We start from the raw sequence: 13,530 nt of genomic DNA on the forward strand, positions 1-13,530 counted from the left end.
TGGGCTTATTTACTGACAATTACAGGGGTTTGATCGGCAAGTTTCTGATAACCGGAGGTGATCACCTGCTCATTTCCGGCAAGTCCGGATTGGATGGCAATACCATTACTGTAAAGCTGACCGGTAATTACATCTTTCCGCACTGCTTTATTTTGAGCGTTCATGATAAATAAGAAGTTAGTCCCTTTATCATCTACCTGCACAGCCTGTACGGGTACAATAACTTCTTTAATATTAGAGGAGGAGACAATGCCGGCAGTTTTGTTAAATATCACTTTACAAAGCATGCCCGGTCTTAACTTCATATCGTTATTGGCCAGCGATATTTTAAGGTTATAATTAGCGCTGCCATTAAGCGCTAAAACGCCAACTTCAGATACCTTGCCCTGCAAAGGCTGATTCCCTAAGGCATCAATTTTTACCGTAGCCGGAGTTCCTGCTTTATAGTGGTTGATTTCACTTTCGGGCACTGCAACCAGCACCTTCACCGAACGGGTATCCAGCAACTGCAAAACCGACTGCCCAGGGTTAGCTACGGCACCTGCTTCAGCTTTCTTTTCACCAATATACCCGCTTACCGGTGCATAAAGGTGTGTATGGGCTATATTCTGGTAAGTTGCGCGGGCAGCGGAAGTTGCCTGTTCATAATTTGATTTAGCCTCCAGCATTTTTATTTCGGAAATGCTGCCTTTTTTAAATACATCGTTGATACGGGTGTAATTTTCTTCGGCAAGTTTAGCCTGAGCCAGCTGCGCATTATACTGGTTGCGGTATACCGTTTCATCTACAGCACCTACCAGTTGTCCTTTTTTAACGTAATCGCCGGTTAGCACCGGGAATGACAGGATAGTTCCGGAAACCTGAAAACTTAAATCAATTGTCTTTTCAGCTTCAAGAGTTCCGTCGTAAATGATCCGGTCGCCGGTTGACATGGAATCCGCACTCAAATTGAATACGTTTACTGCTAAAGTGTCCGGCCCGTTCTTTTGCTCTTTTTTACCTGAGCAGCCGGAAATCCAGATAGCGGCCATCATCGCTCCTGCAAGTGTAAGTTTGATTTTCATATAATTAAATTGAACATTATTTGTATTTATGTCGATTGTTATTTCATTGTTTATTAATCCCTAAACTGATTGTACTGAGCTATAAAAAATTAAAAATGAACTTAATATTTAACTTTTACTCTTATTTTGAAATCGTATCTGATTAAATAGCAAGTTCAAATACCTTCGACAAATATACGTTATTTGTTTTTATGATGTTTTTAATAATTGTGTCATATTAATAATTCGCATATTCAGCTAAGCTTATAATTGGCAAAAAAGCCACAAACAAAAATTGTATTTTTGTCGAATCATGAAATCAGATCAAAACGATAGCATAAGGGAAGAGATCATCGCGGCAGCGGACGCGGTGTTTGAGCGTTACGGCTTTGTAAGGGTATCTATGCAGGATATATCAAATGAATGCAAAAAAGGGCGAAGTACGCTTTATCATTATTTTAAGAATAAAACAGAGGTACTTGACGCTTTATGTCACAAAATATTTTCCCAATGTCTGGAGGAAAGCAAAGCCACGATAAGCAAACGACGTTCTTTTTCAGCCAATATAGAATCATTTAACGAGGTAAAGATCAAACGCCTGCGTGAAGTCGTTTTAAAATATAAGCTGGTTATAGAAGATATGAGGCAGGATCCATCGCTGTTGATCATGCAGTCCCGCATTATGTCTGAAGAGGAGATTCTGGTGGTGAAACTCATGATCAGCTGGGCATTGGAAAACAAAGAAATAGCGGAGCTAAATGAGGAAGACAGCCAGTTTTTGGCGGAAACCTTACAAAGCGTTTTCAAGTGCTTTGATCAGGAAATTATTCTTTTTGGAAAGTTTCCGCAATTTGAAAGCAAAATAACCTGGCTGGCGCAGATAATGCATAAAGGCCTTATGTAATTGGTTTAGTTTTAACCGGATAATCAGGTCTAATTTATTTAGTCAATATCGCTTTGCCCGAACTTGATATATTACAGCGCGTAAGCAATCATCCCACTCATAAGGCATTAGTTATCAAACCCATTTAGGGGTATTATAAATCCGCCCTTAACCCCGAACATAAAAATAACTAAAACGGAACTTGCTGCCTTTTTTCAAGCGTTTTTTAGTGCTCAAACAATGCTGTTTCTCAGTTGATATGGATTCATTGAAAACATCGGATTGCTTTATGCCCACGTTAAAAACTTAAGGGAAGCGGGACACTGTATTAGCAGAAAGAACATTCTGCAACTGAAAAACTATCGTGACGGTAGCACCAAGTTCACTTTTTATTTGAAAATTTCCGTCCAACTGCTTACTCAATGCCTTCATAATTTCCATACCTAAAGAGCTGGCTAATTTGGCATCAAAATCTTTTGGTAATCCCTTACCATTGTCTGATACGGTAAGTACAACAGAATTATTCCCGATAGATTGGAGTGCTACAATTATTTTGCCGCCTACTTTGCTAAACGCATATTTTATAGCGTTCGTTATAGCTTCGTTCAAAATGAGTCCGATTGGAACAGCCTGCGCTAAGTCTATTTCCATAGCGTCAACTAGTTGCTCAAAACGGATCCTGCGGGCATTAACATTGAAAACATCTCCAAGATATTTTATAAGGTCAGAAACGTAAGCAGCCATATCAATACTGGCCACATTACTACCACTATATAATTTTTGATGGATCAATGAAATTGTCTGTACCCTGTTCTGACTTTCTCGAATAGCTTCAAGCGCGTCAAGGTTTTTCAAGTAAGCAGATTGGGTATTCAGTAGGCTCATTACTATTTGCAAATTATTCTTTACACGGTGGTGCACCTCTTTCAATAACCAATCCTTTTCTATTACAAGGTTCTCCAATAGTTTATTCTGGAATTGAATTTCAGATTGTTTAATTTGTAATTGTACATTGTTTCTTTCTTTTAGCCGGTAACGGCTGTAAACAAGGCCTAATAATAATAACAACAACAGAGATCCGATTATTGTCCAGTTACGGCTTAGCTGTGCTTGTTGAAACTGAATTTGCCGCAATTGCGATTGCTTTTTCAGCAAATCAATATTTTTCATTTGTAACAGCAACGCATTGTTCTTTTTCTGAGTTTCAAATTGCACCTGTAATAACGACGTTTGTTTATTCCGTTGTTCATTAAAGTTAGAATCTGCGAAGGTCTTATATAATTGGTGATGCTTTATCGCACTATAATATTTACTAAGGCCAGAATCTGCTTTAAACCACAGTAGTTGTGCTCTACTCATCCCAAGCCAAAAGTTTGCTTGTTTTGATTGGTTGTAATATTCTTTTATTAACGGATAGCTACGCCTATATTGGTGTGTTTCCACATAATATTTAATTAAAATAAATCCTACCTGGCCGCCAGGTTTCACATTTCCTTTGCTAAATAGCAAAGCTTCCAATTCATTGGCATAAACTTTGGCCATTTGATAGTCCCCAAAACCAAGATAAATATATAAAAATCCATAAAAAAGGTTGATTCGCCTCTCTGGTTGTTTATAAAACCCCATGGATGCCATACTTTTTAACAAAGAAAGAGCTTCGGAATACCTTTTCATATAATATAAGGCTTGAGCCATATTACGGCCAACCACATCAATATAATTTTCATCCTGATATTTCCTGGCTATGGTAAGCGCCAGCTTTAAATATTGATATGCCCGGGTATAATTTTGGAAATTGAAATAGGCTATAGCTACCCGATTATATATTGTGCATAATTGTAGTGTCTTGTCCTGCTGTTCTTCGGCTGTCTCAACAGCAAGTAAACCATACTTTAATCCGTTCACCACATCACCTTGAAATGTATAATTATCTCCCATTAGGCTATAAAGGCCCTGTAATTTTTTATAACCAATAGATTGGTAAATTGATAGCGCCGCGTTAAGATTTGCAAGCGGTTCGTCGACTTTTCCTTGTTGTTGTTGGAGGTCTGCCAAATCAATAAGTGTAGTAGCGGCACGCTCCTTTTCTTTCAACTTTAGAAAAACATCAATAGCTTTTTTATAATAAAATATTTTTTGTTCCAGAGTGCTTTCCGTATTGCCATAATGTTGACCAATAATTATGTAAGCATCTGCCACACCTTTAAAATTCTTTATTTTTGTGAATAACGACAAAGCCTTTTGCGATAATGTTAATCCAATATCATTCTTACCTTTTTTATTTGCAATTAGCGAAGCTATAAGAAGACAACGGCCTTGACTTTTGACGTTTCCCAAATTGGCACTTAGTTTTTCTGCCTGCTTCAAAAGAATAATCGCACTATCAATGTCATTATTGTTTGCACCGGATCTTAAGACAAGTTTTTTGCTTAAAGCCAGCAGTAACTGTACCTTGATGGTATCGGGCTCACTAAGGCTAATTTTCCCTAATAGATCTTGAGTAGACTCATCCTCGAGGGTTTGGCAAACTGCATGAAAGGATAATGCAAATAAAACAAAGGAGATGAGTAGTATTTTCAACATAACTTTTAAAGTTAATTGCCCCGATCAATTGGCCGCAAAAATTGGGCTCGCCTGGATCTGAATACATACCTTATTGCTATAAATTTTACAAATATTAAGATCAGCTAAAATTTTTCTTAATAGTAAATTACCCGAGAATGGTTGAGCCTCAATGGGGATGATATACTGACAAAAGATAAGGCGGTTTCTGAACATTGTAAATATGTATAATTGCAAAAAAATGGCTATTAGTAGTCTTCTTATTCGGTCCATATGCAGTTATAATACTTTTCAACTAAATCCATGCCACCAGTATAAAATATTAAATATCAAAGAGTTAAAAATTAACCTACCGAAATAAGTTACGAAATATCATATCAAAAAAAATAGCTACGAAATATCGTAACTACCTGTCAAACATATGGGTGTTAATACAATAGCTCAAAAACCCATATCAAACCCAAGAAATATTCTTTTTGTTCTACTTATCACATTTTATGTACTGCCGGAATCACCGTTGGTTTATCACTGTCTTTAACATATACCACAAGTAATTTTGCCGGTTGGGTAAAACTGTCATTTCTGGCATCACTATGAAGGCCGTTGGGCGTTTCATAAAATGAATCACCTGCTTTGTAATGGTAGGTTTTTCCTTCAAAAACAGAGACTATTTCGCCTGAAATTAAATAGCCGAATGTAGGACAAGGATGCCGGTGAGCGGGCGATTTACTTCTTGGCGGAAAATCAACAACCATCATTTCCACCGATTTATTGGTAAACCCTTTTTCTTTAAGCAGCTGTGTCAATATAACATTATGGGCAGTGGCCATGTACTTTGTGCTATCGCCAACTGTTTGTTGGGTCTGCGAATACGCAGAAACGCCAGTGAACAGCATAATTATTGCAAGCATGCACCGCCTGCCATCAATTTTAAATTGTTTCATAATTGTATTGATTTTAATTGTTTGCATATTGACCATATCAACTTTTTTCACTTTTGTAGCTGCGCTGATAAGTATTTGTGAAGCATTGAACAAATCACATTGAGAATTCCGTCATTTTCTCTATATGGTAATCAATGCTCCAGCGGTGTGTTGGGAGCAGTGCCAGCAACAAACATGCAGCGCTATCTGTAAAAACGGAATAGTTAAAAGGCGATTTTATTCCTAAGAACATGGCCATACAAAGAGCAAAGGAAAGCAAAAGCAAAAAACCACACATAGCCGCTTCTTTAATCCTAAATCCGATCAGAAATAACAACCCAATACCGGCTTCGCCTATTGTAGCTACAAAACCCAAAATGCCTGCCATTGAACGGTTAAAAAAAGGCATAAGGCTATTGGTATAAGTCACAAAGTTTTCCCAGTTTCCCCAATCCACAAAGTTTCGGCCAGCAGGGCCGAGCCAGCCCAGGCGGTCGGCCACCGGTAAAACAAACCCGATGCCTAAGGCCAATCGGAGGTAAAGCTGAGCTCGCTGGTAAGTATTTTCCATACCGTTATAATTTGATTACAAAGATATTTATGCAGTAAGCTTTCGTTGATTAATCATTTTCATATTGACATAGAAAGGATAAAACGGAAACTTTTTTGCCATTCATCAAAAAAGTGCGCACAAATCTGCGTGGGGCAATAAAACCCAACACATCTGATCACAACATTCACTATAAGAACTTGCGCTGCAGGTTTAGCAAATAACACAAAATGCGCTCCGTTACGCCGAAAACTGCCTTAAGTGATAATCCAGATGCATGGAGCAGAGTTTACCCCACTGATTTACCGTTAGTGTTCCAAAATAGCAATGCGGATTCCACTGGCTCTGCAGGGTAGCATTGCTGGCGGCATCAAGTATTTTAAGGAGTTGTTTCTTTTCATCTTCAAAATCAAACCCTGATTCGGGCGAAATTGCCATGCATAAAGGTAACCGGAGGCCTTTTGGTTGTGCATTATATAAATTGATCACTATCCATTTGATAATGGTCCTGGAAAAAAAATAACTTTCATCAGGTAAATCATAAAAGCCTTGCCCACTGCCCATGGACAGATTAACATGATGCAGCATTTGTTCTACCCGCATAGTGCCCCATTGCCCTGGTGTCCCCTCCTTTAGTTTTTCTATTCGGGCCTTAAGAGCCCGATATTTAATTTTCGTGAAAAAATCAGCGCCATTCACACGCTTTACTGTAATCGACTCGAAAAAGTATCCTGACAACGCTATAAAGGAACTCCAGAATTGCTTGTTGATAATTGACCTCTTTTTTTTCATTTTTCAATCGTTTAGCAGTATTATTTATTACGGATTTGATAAAAGCAAAAATCAATGTTTAGAAATGGCCACGCATTCCCATTGTTTTATAGTAAACAGGGAATGTTATGACAACTTATCAGGTAGCCACATTAGTTAACTGAATGTTTTCCCCGGCAACAACATTTTTTTTGGCACTAAGAATTGTTCTTACCGTATTAACTGCCAGGGTTATTAGCGCAAGCACCAGTATAACCGCTATAATAGTGGCTATAAACAAAAATATGGCCCGGTTGGTAAGCAGCTGGCTTTGCATTCCGAGTGTCTTCCCCAATGAGGCGTTCGCGGCGGCGGCGGCCTGGTCTGCAGAAAACCCCTTGCTTGCAAACAATTGTTTAAGACTTTTTAATCGTTCATTCACCTGATCATCAACAACCGTAAGGTGAAACAGAAAGCTTTCTTTGAAAAGTTGGTTGAAGTAAAGCTGAAGATTATAAAACCCGGCGCTGGCGTTCAATAACGAAGTGAAGCGGGTAAAGGCTGCTATTATTAACGCGGTATAACCAGTTGTGGCCGGTACAGCGGTAAGGGTAAATATCATAATGGGAACGAAAAGTATCCCAGAGGCGGCACCCTGAAAAAACATCGGCAATATCAGATCGGTAAATGCCAGATCAGGAGTAAAGATCAAATACATCCACAGATGGTATACTAATGACATCGTGAACCCGGCAATCAGGAAGTATATGGTGGCATCTTTTTTTCGTATAAGAATCTGTGCAGTGATGATCATGAAAGTAATTAAACCGGCAACATTGCAGAGCCCCAGGATCATCTCCTGTGTCGAACTCCATTGTAAAACAGATACGGTATAACCATAAATAATATTAATGCTTTCTTTTGAGCCATAGTAAAGTGCCAGCAATATCAGGCCCATCCAGAATTTTTTGTATTTGAATACCTTTAAATCGATAAGTGGCCTTTTAACCAGGTATTGTCTGCAGAGGTATAATACCGCATCGGCAACAGTAATCATTGTTGATTGCTGAATGCGGATATCTGTGAACCAGTAGTACTTTGAACCATATACAATGGTGTAAGCCAGGCCAACCGATCCCATAATAAAGAAGACAGTACCTACCCAATCAATCTGGTATAAAGGGTACTTACGAATTTTTGACTGAACATTGAAACCAAATAACACCACCAGTATAACAAGAACCTGGAAAATAATGAGGTAATAATAGAGGTTTGTAAAATCGGAGTTGAGTGTAACTGCCGAAGCGATGAGGCCCAAGAGTACACTGCTGCTTAATACCGTACCGTAAAATACAGTTGAGCCTATTGCGCGGCCATGCTCCGGCCTCAAAAAACTTGGTATAATCACCAACATACTTCCTGATAAACAAGCGACTACACACCCCTGAAAGAAACGAATAAAAAAGAATACCGTGATATTAGTATTAACTATAAATGCAACATTTAACAGGATAGAAATAAATGTGATAAATAACAAGTAATTTCTTGTTTGGAAGTACCTCAGGAATCTGAACTGTATAGGCAGTACAGTTATAATAGCCGCATAAGTCAACTGTACGCCCCAGATAGTATCCTCCGGTTGGGCACCTAAGTATGAAAGCACATAATTCTGACTTAGCGCGATTGACGCAAATTCCATAATTGAAGACAACAGAATAAGAAATAAAGTGATCCTTACACCCCAATTCCATCTCAACAACCAGGGCTTAATATATTCAGGCGCGGTCATATTGCTTTCTTTTTTACTGATACCAATACATTCATCCCGGCTTTTACCGGCTCAATATCGGTGCTGGTAAATTTTATTTTAACCGGCACACGTTGTACTATTTTAACAAAATTGCCGGTAGCATTATCAGGAGGCAGCAATGAGAATTTGGCCCCTGTTGATGCAGATATGGCTTCTATTTGCCCATGGTAAACTTTATCGTCAATGGCATCAACCCTGATATCAACCGGCTGGCCAACGTACATGCCATATACCTGGGTTTCTTTAAAATTAGCGGTGATCCATTTTTCTTTTTCATCAACTATAGATACCAAAGGCTGACCAGCCTGAATCTGTTGACCTTCTTGAATGGTTTTACGTCCCATTTTACCGGCATATGGCGCTCTAATAACGGTATATTCCAGGTTAATATGTGACAGATGAAGCAGCGCTTTTTTTCTTTTTAAATCCGCTATTAACAAAGCCTTACGTGACCTCAGTTCGGCAATTTTAGCGTAGCTGGTTTTAAGGCTATTTTGGGTGGCGTTGTAATCGCTCAATGAAACATCATAATGTGATTGTACTACTTCAAGGTCTGATCCTGTGATAGCCTCTTCCTTGATGAGGTTTTTATAGCGCATGATATCGGCATGTTGTTGAACCAGGCGGGCTTTTGCACCATCTATCTGGTCTTTATTAACCAGTGTACCAGTTTCTGCAGAAGTTATACTGGCAGAGAGTACAACTAACTGCGCATTTGCATCATCAACAGCGGCTTCGGCTTCGGTAACATGCTCTCGGTATTCGCGATCGTCGATAACAACCAGTGTATCTCCCTGTTTTACTACCTGATGCTCATCAAACTTAACTTGTTTAATGTAACCGCCCGCGCGGGCCGATACCGGGTTAATATATGATTCTACCTGGGCATCGTTTGTTTCCAGGTATTTACTTCCCGTTAAAAAGTAATTGGCAAAGTATATCATGGCACCTATGACCACGATAATAGCTACAATGGATAATATAATATTACCGGGATGAGCTTTTTTAGTATTTGGAGTTTCCATATATTGAGATTTCGTATTTTTATGATCTGTTTATAATTTCCCTGAAGTGAATAATAACCTGTAGTAAATAAACTGGGCACTGGTTTCTGCCTGCACCAGGTTGTACCTTGTTTCCTGGTATAAATTGTCAGCGTCCAGCAAATCGGTCAATAAGGCCAGTTGGTTAAAATATTTAGCACTTACAATTTTATAGTTCACCCTTGCCTGTTCAATTGATTTTTGGGTAACTACTATCCGGTTTAAAGCTTCGCGATATTTAATGAGCAAGCTGCCTGCTTCCTGTTTTATGTTATCGCTGATGTTTTGTTTTACAAACTCAAGCTCCTGCAGCCTGATGCGGCTGGCCGATGCTTTATGCTTGTTTTGGTAAATGGACGAAATGTTATATTGAATTTTAAAACCTATAAAACCAATGGAATAGCCCTGATCAACCGGCGGATAAAATATGGTATTGGGATAGCTGAAACCGTAGGCTGAGTACAATGACGCTGTTGGGAAAAAGTTACTTTTTACACCCCTGATCCTGGCCTCCTGGATCCTGATGCTTTCACTGCTTTTACGGATAGCGTAGGCATTTACGGCCGTTGCGGTAACTAAACCAAGCAGGGTATCCACAACAGGCCTTGGCATAGCGGCTGAGTCGGTTGTAATAATACGGGTTGAATCTGGCAGGTTAAGCAGCACGTTCAATTTCTGATTGCTGATGGCAATGTCGTTTTGAACCTGGTCGAGATTTAGATTTACTGCCGACAGGTTAAGTTCGGCCCGCAAAACATCGCTGCGGGTAACTTTTTGGTTGCGATATAGCGCGTTAATATTTTTCAACCTTGTTTCTGCACGGATGATTTGCTCATCGATAAACCTTTTCTGATCATTTAACCTGATCAAATCCAGGTATTGAGCGGCCGATTGCAGGCTAACGCTGCCTGCCTGCTCCTGAGTGCTAACCGCTGCCAGGTCTTTTTTGCCGCTTTGCTCGGTTTCAAAGGCTTTTTGCCTTCCGCCTGCATACAGGTTAAAATTGGCCGATACACCCAAATCAGCACCATTTGAAGTTGGTCTTTTAGGTACCGAGCGCACATCGCTTAATCCGTGACTGTAAAGTGTTAAACTGGTAAAGCGCTGGTAATCGCCGCTGGCCAGTATGGTGGGCAGTGCTGCGGCTTTAGCATCTTTAAAGTCAGCATCGCTGGCACTCTCTTCGCTTTTTGCAGCCTGTACCTGCTTGTTTTGAATTTTGGCGAGACTTACCGCTTGTTGCAATGAAAGCGGGTATACCGGATTTTGCTGGGCCAAAACAGGCAGCTGGCATACAAAAACAAGGCAAAAAATGATTCCGGTAAGCCTGCTTGTAGCATGCCTAAATAGTATGATTTTCATGAAATTTATATTTAAGAATTAGGATCTGTAGATTATTCCACTTGATTGTTTTGCAGGGTATTATATAAGTAGGCCTTAATTTTTTCAACGGTGAACATCTGCCCGCCCGGATCAAAATGAGTATTAATGATCTCGTTCAATGGCGACTCGCAAACCAGGATTGTGAACAGGCCAAGAATACCAAAATAGGCCAGGTGTGTATCGCTACTACTAAAATAGCCTTCTTTTACGCCATCATTTACAAGCGTTTTTACTGTAGTTAAAACATTATCCCAGTAATTCCTGATCAGATCTTTTACCGGTGACACGTCCGAAAAATCAAATTCACGATTCAATAAAGTGTAGAATTTATTATTGCTGGTTGTTGCTGCGTAAACATCAATGAATCCCAAAAGCCTATCCGGTACTGAGCCGGCCAATTTAGGGATGGCTTGTAAGGCTGTATTTAATTGCTGCAACCTGATGCGGAAGATCTCTATCAGCAGTTCATGTTTTGAACCAAAATAGTAGCTGATCAACGACAAATTCAAACCTGCCGCTCCGGCTATCATACGGATGGACGTTCTGTCGAATCCATATTCAGCAAAGAGTTTTTCGGCCACATGGAGCAGCAGTTCCCTGGCACCACTTTTTTTAGTTATTAATGTATTCATTTTAAACTATCATTTAAATTGTCTGGTAACTGAATAATCAGCAGATCTGTCTCTTTTTCAAAGTGGATGGTAATTTTCTCCTTTAACGACAAGCTCATTCCATCCCGGTAGGTCATTGGCCTGTTATTGACGGTCATAGAGCCGCTTAAAACAAACAGGATGAGGTTATCATTTAATGAAGTATGGTCAATAACATGGTCGGTATCCCCTACAAATCGCCCCCTCCACAACCAGCTGTCAGTGTTCAAATCAATGCTGTCATCGTTTAGGGCTGGTATTGAAAATGAAAGTTTTGCTTCATCTTCTTCGCTTACCCTGGCCGGAAAAAACTGTCTTCTTCTTTCGGTAGAGTCTGTGGTCAGCCAAATCTCCAGGAATTCATTTTCCTCGTTCTCGTTGAAATTAAAGATGATAGTTTGAACCCCATCGTTGCCATAGCTGGCTAAAAGCGTGTCGTTCTCCTTCAGGACTTTCCGATAGCCTGTTGAATCGTAGTAAGCAGCTGCCCCATTGATTAATATGATCACCATTAATATGGGGCTGCCCGTAAAGTTTTGTATATCCTGCCTTCCGGGTAAAATAATTTTGTCATCAAACCTGAAAATATTGCCCCATGCGGTATCTGTGGGAGGAAATTTTACCGGAAAAATAGAATGATGAACTTTCAGGTCTATCATATCGATAAATTTCCTGTCCGTTTCTGCAATCTGTTTCATAAACATTGGTTTTGCGGTTTCGGATCAACTAAATCCTTTCCTTTATTGTACAAAACAAATGTCGGCACAATCAATGCCCTAAAAAGGGCGGCATGGCTGTACTTTTAGTCGTTTTTACTGTTCCTTCAATGTGTAACCGCTTATTTAACAGATTGCAATCATTTGAACGTTAAAGAAATCTTTCGCATTTGTTTAAATAGATATAATCAGCGAGGGCGATGACTTAACCCGCTACTGCTTGAGACGAAGAAAAAAAGAAATAAATAACTTATTTACAATCGTTTCCGATACTCCAAGGGAGAGATCCCTTCATGGGTTTTGAAAAACTTCCCAAAAACGGACTGGTCGGAAAAATTTAGCTGGTCACTCACCTGGGAAATACCGAGTTCTTTGTTCTGAAGCAATACTTTAGCTTCAAGAATAATGGCGCGATCTATCCACTCTCCAGCAGTTTTACCGGTTTGTTTTTTAATTAATTCTGAAAGATATTTTGGAGTAACGTTTAAATTATCAGCGTAAAAACTCACCGACCTGTGTCGCCAGAACTCTTTGGTCAGTAGGTTGCGGAATCTGATAAAAATCGAGCTCTGATCATCCGTTTTACTTACAACGACCGTCCTGTTTTTGTGCATGGCATCTACCTCGTGAATAAGCAGGTATGAATAACTACGCATTAATACCAACTCGTTCGGATGATCTTTGTTATAGGTGGCGGCTATCAAATCGAAAATAGCGCTCAGCCTTCCCATTTCATGTTCATTGAGAACTAGAAAATGACGGTCATTATTTTCAAAAAAACGGTACTTATTAAGGTAAAATATATTAGCCCTTGTTTCCAACAGAAAGGAGTCCGTAAAAAAAAAGATCAATATTTCGGTCTCCCCTTCGCATTGCTGAAAGCTACGCGTAACGTTAGGGCCGATAGTTAATACTGCGGGTGCATTTATTGTAAAATGGGTAAGATCCGCCTGAAGATGCATACATCCCTTTTTTAGCAGCAGTATGGTATAAGTTTCTGTACGGAACGGCTCATCATTATATAGCGGATCTTTGCCCTGCCCTACATAAAAATAATCGGTTTTTCTAGTCGCAAGCTCAAAAGCCTTTTGCAACCTTGAAATAGAATATGTACTGATCTCGTCCATGGATAATTAAATTTACTGGGATTTAATTAGAGTATATCATAACCCGATCCATTTTAAACTTATGATGACATATCCCGTCGAAATTTGCCG

Annotated in this window: 12 protein-coding genes; 1 reads left to right on the top strand and 11 read right to left on the bottom strand. The window is 39.5% G+C overall.

Annotation, left to right across the window (positions count from 1 at the left end):
• Positions 1–5: 5 nt before the first annotated feature.
• On the bottom strand, positions 6–1,064 hold the full coding sequence (locus tag AC1D0K_RS24340) for an efflux RND transporter periplasmic adaptor subunit (protein ID WP_477391359.1): 1,059 nt from the start codon (positions 1,062–1,064) through the stop codon (positions 6–8).
• 292 nt (positions 1,065–1,356) lie between these two features.
• Between AC1D0K_RS24340 and AC1D0K_RS24345 the strand changes: the two genes are divergently transcribed.
• The gene (locus tag AC1D0K_RS24345; RefSeq protein WP_295715161.1) at positions 1,357–1,947 is read left to right on the top strand and encodes a TetR/AcrR family transcriptional regulator; all 591 of its coding nucleotides are present in this window, start codon (positions 1,357–1,359) and stop codon (positions 1,945–1,947) included.
• Positions 1,948–2,232: 285 nt separating this feature from the next.
• Here the strand turns inward: AC1D0K_RS24345 and AC1D0K_RS24350 are convergent, their stop codons facing one another.
• From AC1D0K_RS24350 to AC1D0K_RS24395, 10 genes are all read right to left on the bottom strand, one after another.
• The gene (locus tag AC1D0K_RS24350) at positions 2,233–4,509 is read right to left on the bottom strand and encodes a histidine kinase dimerization/phosphoacceptor domain -containing protein (protein ID WP_477391360.1); all 2,277 of its coding nucleotides are present in this window, start codon (positions 4,507–4,509) and stop codon (positions 2,233–2,235) included.
• Between the two features lie 467 nt (positions 4,510–4,976).
• Positions 4,977–5,432 carry a cupin domain-containing protein gene (locus tag AC1D0K_RS24355; RefSeq protein ID WP_295715166.1) on the bottom strand — a complete coding sequence of 152 codons (456 nt, stop codon included), beginning with the start codon at positions 5,430–5,432 and terminating at the stop codon, positions 4,977–4,979.
• Between the two features lie 94 nt (positions 5,433–5,526).
• The gene (locus AC1D0K_RS24360) at positions 5,527–5,982 is read right to left on the bottom strand and encodes a hypothetical protein (RefSeq protein WP_477391361.1); all 456 of its coding nucleotides are present in this window, start codon (positions 5,980–5,982) and stop codon (positions 5,527–5,529) included.
• A gap of 219 nt (positions 5,983–6,201) precedes the next feature.
• Complete coding sequence (locus AC1D0K_RS24365) at positions 6,202–6,753, bottom strand: DUF1569 domain-containing protein (RefSeq protein ID WP_477391362.1); 552 nt, start codon at positions 6,751–6,753, stop codon at positions 6,202–6,204.
• Positions 6,754–6,871: 118 nt separating this feature from the next.
• Positions 6,872–8,500 carry an MFS transporter gene (locus AC1D0K_RS24370; RefSeq protein ID WP_477391363.1) on the bottom strand — a complete coding sequence of 543 codons (1,629 nt, stop codon included), beginning with the start codon at positions 8,498–8,500 and terminating at the stop codon, positions 6,872–6,874.
• On the bottom strand, positions 8,497–9,546 hold the full coding sequence (locus AC1D0K_RS24375) for an HlyD family secretion protein (RefSeq protein WP_477391364.1): 1,050 nt from the start codon (positions 9,544–9,546) through the stop codon (positions 8,497–8,499). The genes AC1D0K_RS24370 and AC1D0K_RS24375 overlap by 4 nt, the downstream gene beginning before the upstream one ends.
• A gap of 30 nt (positions 9,547–9,576) precedes the next feature.
• Positions 9,577–10,926, bottom strand: a complete 1,350-nt coding sequence (locus AC1D0K_RS24380) for a TolC family protein (RefSeq protein WP_477391365.1) — start codon at positions 10,924–10,926, stop codon at positions 9,577–9,579.
• Positions 10,927–10,958: 32 nt separating this feature from the next.
• Entirely contained in the window at positions 10,959–11,579 is a 621-nt protein-coding gene (locus AC1D0K_RS24385) for a TetR/AcrR family transcriptional regulator (protein ID WP_477391366.1), read from the bottom strand.
• Entirely contained in the window at positions 11,576–12,295 is a 720-nt protein-coding gene (locus AC1D0K_RS24390) for a pirin family protein (protein WP_477391367.1), read from the bottom strand. Before AC1D0K_RS24390 ends, AC1D0K_RS24385 begins: the two co-directional genes overlap by 4 nt.
• Positions 12,296–12,567: 272 nt before the next feature.
• Positions 12,568–13,440: a helix-turn-helix domain-containing protein gene (locus tag AC1D0K_RS24395; RefSeq protein ID WP_477391368.1), complete on the bottom strand. Its 873-nt coding sequence runs from the start codon at positions 13,438–13,440 to the stop codon at positions 12,568–12,570.
• Positions 13,441–13,530 lie beyond the last annotated feature (90 nt).

It is taken from the genome of Mucilaginibacter sp. P1_A3 (assembly GCF_056406855.1).

Excerpts from the sequence above, each read along its gene's own strand:
- AC1D0K_RS24340 (WP_477391359.1), bottom strand. The coding sequence starts at position 1,064 with ATGAAAATCAAACTTACACTTGCAGGAGCGATGATGGCCGCTATCTGG.
- AC1D0K_RS24345 (WP_295715161.1), top strand. The coding sequence starts at position 1,357 with ATGAAATCAGATCAAAACGATAGCATAAGGGAAGAGATCATCGCGGCA.
- AC1D0K_RS24385 (WP_477391366.1), bottom strand. The coding sequence starts at position 11,579 with ATGAATACATTAATAACTAAAAAAAGTGGTGCCAGGGAACTGCTGCTC.
- AC1D0K_RS24360 (WP_477391361.1), bottom strand. The coding sequence starts at position 5,982 with ATGGAAAATACTTACCAGCGAGCTCAGCTTTACCTCCGATTGGCCTTA.
- AC1D0K_RS24390 (WP_477391367.1), bottom strand. The coding sequence starts at position 12,295 with ATGAAACAGATTGCAGAAACGGACAGGAAATTTATCGATATGATAGAC.
- AC1D0K_RS24395 (WP_477391368.1), bottom strand. The coding sequence starts at position 13,440 with ATGGACGAGATCAGTACATATTCTATTTCAAGGTTGCAAAAGGCTTTT.
- AC1D0K_RS24380 (WP_477391365.1), bottom strand. The coding sequence starts at position 10,926 with ATGAAAATCATACTATTTAGGCATGCTACAAGCAGGCTTACCGGAATC.
- AC1D0K_RS24375 (WP_477391364.1), bottom strand. The coding sequence starts at position 9,546 with ATGGAAACTCCAAATACTAAAAAAGCTCATCCCGGTAATATTATATTA.
- AC1D0K_RS24365 (WP_477391362.1), bottom strand. The coding sequence starts at position 6,753 with ATGAAAAAAAAGAGGTCAATTATCAACAAGCAATTCTGGAGTTCCTTT.
- AC1D0K_RS24370 (WP_477391363.1), bottom strand. The coding sequence starts at position 8,500 with ATGACCGCGCCTGAATATATTAAGCCCTGGTTGTTGAGATGGAATTGG.
- AC1D0K_RS24350 (WP_477391360.1), bottom strand. The coding sequence starts at position 4,509 with ATGTTGAAAATACTACTCATCTCCTTTGTTTTATTTGCATTATCCTTT.
- AC1D0K_RS24355 (WP_295715166.1), bottom strand. The coding sequence starts at position 5,432 with ATGAAACAATTTAAAATTGATGGCAGGCGGTGCATGCTTGCAATAATT.